Here is a 7,002-nt window from a genome sequence, read left to right as displayed (position 1 = left end):
TAAATTATTATATTTGGTCAGTAGCAGACTGGCAAAGAAATGGAGTAGACCAAGAAGTTGGACCAAAGTTATTTCTATTCTGGCCTTGACCTATCTAGAAAGACTGGGTCTGGAATAACAATGACACACTTAAATGAACATAACCCCACTTGTGTGATTTAGCTCATGACGTTTCTATTTTACAGATATTCGTGAACCTTCGGTTTCTCACTTCCGTTTGAAATGACTTGTTAGGGCACGAGCGTGACGCTCGCGCCAGCGAGGGGACCTTGCAAAAAAACCTTGAACTTTAAACTTTGAACATTCAACTTTCAACTTTCAACATTCAACCTTAAACCTTCAACTGTTCACTTTTCACTGCTCACTGCCTACTGATAACTGTTCACTGACTACTGTTCACTCTCCATCAAAAGTTCTCGATACAAAATGCCTGCCGGCATTTCACTCGAACTGACGCTCGAACGGACACAGCAGTCACTTCGACCTGAGCCTTTTTTTCGGGGCGATTGAGAAGTCGCACATATTTGATTATAGCCACTTGTGTGATTTTGCTCATGACGTTTCTATTTTACAGATATTCGTGAACCTTCGGTTTCTCACTTCCTTTTGAAATGACTTGTTAGGGCACGAGCGTGACGCTTGCGACAGCGAGGGGACCTTGCAAAAAAACCTTGAACTTTAAACTTTGAACATTCAACCTTAAACCTTCAACTGTTCACTTTTCACTGCTCACTGTTTTCCAACTTCGATTTCGACTCCGCTAAATCTCCGTTCTCGTCATTCGGTGGCTAATGATAACTGCTCACTGTTCACTGTTTATTGTTAATTGTTAATTGACCACTGTTCCTCACTCCATCCCATTATTCTTCCTGTAAATGACACTTTTTTGTTTAATAAACTCCCAAATGGCGAATAAATCCTGACTATCCACAATAGTGTTGAAATTGGCATCGACCTCACAGTAATACAAAAAATCGTCTATTTTTTCCAAGGGAATTTTAAGTTGCAGCACAAAAAGACTATCGGCAAATTGGGTGCGCAATTGTTGGGATTTGTTGTACTTAATATCCCGTGCCACGCGTTTCTTCAACATTTTGGTGCGTCCGGTAATGGCATTGATCATCGGATTGAACGGAATACTCGTCAGCATACCTATAGAAAAAGGACCCATAGATGCTTCCCTGAGTAATCTTTCACTCTGCATCAAGGGCTTTACATGGGCATTGGGCAGCCCCAAACTAGTGGCAGAAATTACCGGTCCCACGTCCATGTTTTTCATATCCCTGCCCAACTCCCCCGTTAGGTTATAAGGCATAACGATAACCTCATCCAAAGCAATATTGGATTCTTCCAGGGGAACGGATAAAAATTTACTCTCCAAGATACTGGCATTGACCACAATTTCCTTGCGTTTATACTGTACGGCAGAAAAAACCAGGGTATCGTTAAGACTTACTACAATGGAGAAAAATCCGTTGATATCGGTAATGGCAGCTTTTTTGGTGGTGGTATTAAGTACGTGGGTAGCAGCTACATCCCCATCGTCACTATACACTTTTCCTTCCAAGGTCTTGGAAAAATCCTGTGCCATTAGCGCTTGTGCAAATACACTGTAGAATATAAAAACCAAATATATTGGGACAATGCGCACTACGTTCTATTTATTGAGGATTATTTGCCCTGTTCAAGTCTTGATAGCAATTTATTATAGACTTGATACACTGGGCATATTAGACAATGGATGTTAAATATTAGAATTGAGATACTAGATGTTAGACATTAGATACTAGACATTAGATTTTAGATGTTAGATACGAAACTTTCAACTGATTACTGCCAACTGTTCACTCTCCTTCAAGAGGTCTCGACTCCGCTCGACCAGACAAAAAAGCCTTGAACATTCAACTTTAAACCTTCCGGTTATCCGCTGTTTGCTTCGATTTCGACTCCGCTCGACCAGACAAAATGGATCTGAACATTGAACTTTCAACATTCAACTTTGAACAATCAACTAATTACTGTTTACTGCCCACTGATTACTGATTACTGCCCACAGGCAAACACCAACTACTTCTCCGCTTGCAAACCCTCCAAATAGGTCTTGCTATGGGTGACCAGGAAATCTATCAGCTGAAATTCATTGCGCTTTTGCAACAATGACCTTTCTGGCAATTGGGTATCGCAATACAACAAAAAATCGTCTATTTTATCTTGTGGAAGCTTAAGGTCCAGCACAAAAAATTCATCATCATATACCTGACGCAAAACCTCGCTTACCTTTAAAGGCTCCCGCTCAACATCTGTATCACTGCCTTTGGTAGCCAACATAAGCGCTTTAAAAATATTCACAAAATTAAGTCCGTCCTTCATACCCTTGTCGGCATTGGACATAGCAATGTTTTCCACCTCCGTTAAACGGTCAGTTTCATAATCATATTCCCTATTCAGGAATTCCTTGTTTTGGGCCTGAAGAAATTTTTCCTGATTTTCCGGTGTTACCACTACCTCGTCCAATTCGGTCACCTTTTCGGTCACCTCTACTACCAGCCTGTTATTTTGCAAAATTTCATCGGTAATATCTACCACCTTCAACTGGTAATTAATGGCCGTAAACACCAATTGGTCGCCCGCTTTCACCATAATCCCAAACTCCCCTTTATCATTGGTAATCGTGGCCATTTCAGTAGTAACATTAATGACATTCTCATTGGGAACATTCACATTTCTATACAGTACCTGCCCTCTTAAATATTGGCGATCATCATCCTGAGAATAAGACATAGCGACACATAAGAAGAAAAGTAGGAAGAGTATTCTATTTTGCATTTTTTATTTAAAATTAGATAAATTAAGCGTCAAATATCCTATTTTTCTCAAAGAAGTGTTTTTAACTTTTACAAATTGGCTAAAAAATCGCCGTTTTTCGTCCTTGCGCCAGCCGGCCCGTTCGCTAAAATAACCCACCGGGTTATTTTTATACGCTCCGTCCTGTCTTTTTTTTGCTCCGTATCCCAGCTATGCAGCTCAAAAAAGCCTTCATATGGGCCCAAAACCATCAAATCCCGCCCGTACCGGATCGGGCGGGTTCGCCTCAATCCATAAAGTTTAAATCACTTCAAAGAAATAAAAGGTATTAAACCTCAGGGCAAGCCCTGAACCCAATAATAGGAATCGACCCTAGGGTCGAGGTATTGTACCTAGATCCCGCCGAAAAAGGCGGGATTAGTTCAACTTGCAATTTTAAGTGCATCTTACTGACTTCTCCAAATTGAGTTTCACTAATAAACTTAAGTGCTGCTTTTATTCCAATACGGGATAAAGAAAAAGCAAGTTGGGTTCATAAAAAAGATAAAGACCTTTAAACTTTTGTTAATTTGCATTCCGCCCCTAAATTCCCCGAGGTTGTGGGCTGAAACTGCAACCACGCCAAAAGGCGTGGTTCGTTCGACCATCGCATTTCAATTCGCAAATTGCTTTGGGAGCGGGAACAACGGGATATAGACCATGGGTCAGATCGTAATAAATAGACCACGCCAAAAGGCGTGGTTCGTTCGACCATCACATTTCAATACGCAAATTGCTTTTGAAATGCGGGTCTCACGAAAAAAAACATAAAAAAGATGAAAAAAATAATATTGGCCAGCACCTCTACCCTATTTGGACAAGAGTATTTGGAATATCTGTTGGAAGAATTAAAGTCGTTTTTTAAAGGCTGTTCCACCATTACCTTCATTCCTTACGCCAGGCCTGGTGGTATATCCCATGATGCCTATACTGCCTTGGCGGCCACTGCCTTTTCCAAAATAAATATAAAAGTGAGAGGACTCCATACCTTTAAAGATCCGCTAGAAGGCCTCGCCCAGGCGGAAGGCATTTTTACAGGTGGGGGAAACACGTTTCTCTTGGTACAGCAATTGCACCAATTGCAGCTTATAAATCCTTTGAAGGCAAAAATAGAGTCCGGCACCCCTTATCTAGGCACCAGTGCGGGCAGCAATATTGCGGGCCCTAGCATGAAGACCACCAACGACATGCCCATAGTATACCCACCCAGTTTTGACACTTTGGGAGTGGTGAATTTTAATCTCAACCCCCATTATATGGATCCGGACCCCAATAGCCAACATAAAGGGGAAACCAGGGAGACCAGGATCCGTGAATTTCATATCTTTAATACTACCCCCGTAATAGGCCTCCGCGAAGGCAACTATATTTTGGTGAGCGGAGACCATAAAATTCTTAAGGGCGAGGGTACCGCACGCATCTTTGAAGCTGGAAAAAAACCTTATGAAAGCAAGATTATTCCCTTTTAACGGGGATACATTTCAGTTCACCTAGTAGTAACGTATTTTACCCGATAAAACTGTGAATATCTTACGATAATTTTACTTTTGATAGCCCTTGTTTTAAAAGTATAAGTGCCCTAGTTTAAAGGTAGTATGGATTTAAGTACAAATCCATCGGCTGTGGGCGCAAAAAACTTGAACCTTGAACGAAAATAAAGTAGGAGAAAACTAAAAAAATTGAAAATGAAATATATCCACTTCTTTTTTTGCCTGCTATTGGGAATGGCCGTGCAGGCCCAGATTAAGATCGGGGACAACCCGCAAAATATAGACCCTAGTTCTGTGCTGGAGCTGGAAAGTAGTTCCAGGGTATTGGTAATCACCCGTGTAAACACTGCACAAATGAATGCCATAATACCTTCTGCGGGTGCCATGGTGTACAATACGGACATACAATGTATCCATTACTATACGGGTGCGGAGTGGAAAGATATCTGCGATGCCGTGGCCGGCTCCATTACCTTTACTTCGGACGACGGCACCGTTGTAATTACTTCCACCGGTGGCAATAACTATGACCTTAAGGTAGGGCAAATTACAGGGATGAACATAGTTAACGAAACCGTTTTTGGCGCCGATATTGCAACGGCCACCGTTGGGGAAAGACAATTGGCCCCCAACTCCGTTGGCGCCTCCGAGTTACAGGACAATACCGTAGGAAAAGACGAAATACAGGAGGCCGCTGTTGGCACTCTGGAAATTATTGATGGCACCATTCAGCCCAGCGACATGCAGCCCGGGGCCTTCGATCAGATATTGACAACCGATGCTGGCGGTAATGTGGTATGGCTAAACAAGAACGAGCTCGGTGCCACCCAGGCGGACCAGACTACGATTACTGGGGCAGGTACGGCGGCGGACCCCATTAAGGTGGCCGATACGGTGATTGGAGACATCTTGGCCAATGCCAATAACATTAGCCAAAACAGTGCGGATATTGCGGCCAACACTGCAGCACTTGGCACCAAAGAAGATGTAGCCAATAAATCCGATGATACGAACCTAGGCAATTCCACCACCCTCTACCCGACCCAAAATGCGGTTAAAACGTATGTAGATCTGGCGGCAGGGGCAGTAAGCAGCTTGAACAGCGCAAACATCTTTGTGGGCAATGCCGGGAATGTAGCCACAGGAGTGGCTATGAGTGGGGATGCTACCATTAATAATACTGGCGTGGTTACCATAGCCAACAATGCAGTTACTAATGATAAATTGGACAAAGCCAACATTCCTTTAAGTGGGTTTGGAGCTGCTGCTGCCCCTGTAAGTCTTGGCACTAACAGATTAACAAATGTTGCAAACCCAACTGCGACCGATGATGCGGCCACTAAAGCTTATGTAGATGCCCAGGTGGGTGGTGTTGGAGGCACAGGAGACATAACATCCAATGATCTTACCATAACTAATGGTATTAATGCGGCCTTTAATGATGTGAATCTAGAAATTACTGCCGGGGCTGTGGGCACTGCCGAACTATCAGATGACTCCGTTAGCTCCGTAAAAATATTGAACGCGAATGTTACGCCAATAAAAATACAACCAGGAGCGGCGAATCAGATAATGACAACAAATGGAGCGGGAGTAGTAACTTGGGCTCCCGTAGGATCTGTAGGAGGAAATCAAGACTTGACCAGTGTTTTGGGCAATGGTACTAGTGCTGGAAGCAATAGAATTAACGATTTATTAGATCCGGTAGCGGCCCAAGATGCAGCCACCATGGCCTACGTTGATAGTAGGACAGATGGTTCTGAAACAGAAATAAATGCTGGAACCAATATTACTATAAGCGGGAATGGAACCAATGGAAGCCCATACATAATCAATGCTACCGGCGGTGCTGTTGCTGATGATCAACAATTAACCTTGGCCGGCAACTCCTTAACACTAGAAGATGGGGGAGCTGCAATAAGTCTGGTACCCTATTTGGATAACACAGATGAACAAAATGCGGCGGCTGTTCCAGTTGCCGCTACACCAACTAATTACACAGCGGGTGCATCAAATGTAGAGGCACACTTAGCTGGTATCGATGCGGCAATTGGAGCTGTAGGTGGTAATCAGGATTTAGCCAGTGTCTTGGGAAATGGAACGAGCGCTGGAAACAATCAAATAAACAATTTATCTGACCCTACAGCCCCGCAGGATGCAGCTACAATGGCATATGTCTTGAGCCAAGCTGCTGATGGTTCTGAAACTATAATTGATGCCGTTAATTCAACTATAGGTGTTACGGGTACAGGAACAAGTGGCAATCCCTATGTATTAACGGGAGCTGCTGGCAACCCTGCCGCAGCAGATATAACTTTTTCCCCAACAGTAAATACAACCAGTAATAATGTACAAGCCGCCATTGAGGAATTACAAACAGAAATAGACGGTATTACAACAACTGGCACCAACCCCAATGATGAATTAATAACGAGTTTTACGTTATCCGGAACCTCTCTAAATATAATAGAAAATGCGAATACCGTACCTTCTCTCGATTTAGACCCCGTATTCGCAACTGATGCCGAACTATTAGCTTCAATTTCAGATGGTTCCGAGACGATCATAAATCCAAGTGCAACCGTATCAGTTTCGGGTTCGGGAACAACACTAGACCCATACGTACTGACAAGTACGGGAGCGGACGGGTCAGAGACCAAGGTAAACG

At 43.2% G+C, this 7,002-nt stretch carries 4 protein-coding genes; 2 read left to right on the top strand and 2 right to left on the bottom strand.

From position 1 onward, the window contains the following. Nucleotides 1-847 precede the first annotated feature (847 nt). Together MWU82_RS23715 and MWU82_RS23710 are read right to left on the bottom strand one after the other, a co-directional pair. Nucleotides 848-1,591: a carboxypeptidase-like regulatory domain-containing protein gene (locus MWU82_RS23715; RefSeq protein WP_215948672.1), complete on the bottom strand. Its 744-nt coding sequence runs from the start codon at nucleotides 1,589-1,591 to the stop codon at nucleotides 848-850. Nucleotides 1,592-2,067: 476 nt separating this feature from the next. Beyond that, nucleotides 2,068-2,826: a hypothetical protein gene (locus MWU82_RS23710; RefSeq protein ID WP_215948671.1), complete on the bottom strand. Its 759-nt coding sequence runs from the start codon at nucleotides 2,824-2,826 to the stop codon at nucleotides 2,068-2,070. Between the two features lie 794 nt (nucleotides 2,827-3,620). On the opposite strand from MWU82_RS23710, the gene pepE reads away from it, so the two are divergent. Both pepE and MWU82_RS23700 read left to right on the top strand, forming a co-directional pair. After that, nucleotides 3,621-4,313, top strand: coding sequence for a dipeptidase PepE (gene pepE / locus MWU82_RS23705; protein WP_247098200.1), 693 nt, complete (start codon nucleotides 3,621-3,623; stop codon nucleotides 4,311-4,313). A gap of 216 nt (nucleotides 4,314-4,529) precedes the next feature. Next, nucleotides 4,530-7,002: hypothetical protein (locus MWU82_RS23700; RefSeq protein ID WP_247098198.1), on the top strand; the 2,473-nt coding region annotated here is incomplete at its 3' end.

The organism is Arenibacter sp. S6351L (assembly GCF_023016025.1).
GTDB classification, from domain to species: Bacteria; Bacteroidota; Bacteroidia; order Flavobacteriales; family Flavobacteriaceae; genus Arenibacter; species Arenibacter algicola_B.
The sequence above is the reverse complement of the archived record's forward strand: the minus strand, read 5'-3'. Positions and strand labels throughout refer to the sequence as shown.

What these genes read in the sequence shown, in the direction of transcription:
- MWU82_RS23715 (WP_215948672.1), bottom strand. Translation starts at nt 1,591, where the DNA reads ATGGCACAGGATTTTTCCAAGACCTTGGAAGGAAAAGTGTATAGTGAC.
- MWU82_RS23710 (WP_215948671.1), bottom strand. Translation starts at nt 2,826, where the DNA reads ATGCAAAATAGAATACTCTTCCTACTTTTCTTCTTATGTGTCGCTATG.
- pepE (WP_247098200.1), top strand. Translation starts at nt 3,621, where the DNA reads ATGAAAAAAATAATATTGGCCAGCACCTCTACCCTATTTGGACAAGAG.